At 57.7% G+C, this 404-nt stretch carries 1 protein-coding gene; it reads right to left on the bottom strand.

The genetic code is table 11. The features are described from left to right. On the bottom strand, positions 1 to 404 hold a 404-nt coding region (locus G9F50_RS20320; RefSeq protein ID WP_165417793.1), incomplete at both ends, for a phosphopantetheine-binding protein.

Below are 404 nucleotides of genomic sequence, written 5' to 3' on the forward strand. Positions count from 1 at the left end.
TCCTTCATCTCCAGCTTGTAGCCGTGCTGGTTCAGACGGCTCGCCATTTGGATGCCTTTGATCGAATCGCCGCCGAGCGTGAAGAAATTATCGCTTACGCCGATCTGGTCAAGACCGAGCACTTCCTGCCAAATGTCGGAAAGCAGCGTCTCCATCTCCGTTTCCGGCGCTTTGTATGCCGCGCTTCCCGCTTCAATGTCAGGCGCCGGCAAGGCTTTTTTGTCAATCTTTCCGTTTGCGGTGACCGGAAGCTCGTCCATCTCCACCCAGAACGCCGGCACCATGTAGTCAGGCAGCGTGTCTTTCAGCGCGGCTTTGAGCGCTTCAATATCGTCCTGCTGAGGCGCGACATAGGCGCAAAGCGCGGTATTGCCCGCTTTGTCTTCCACGGCCGTCACCGCTGC

Source organism: Bacillus sp. EKM206B, assembly GCF_011066015.1.
Lineage (GTDB): Bacteria > Bacillota > Bacilli > Bacillales > Bacillaceae > Bacillus > Bacillus velezensis.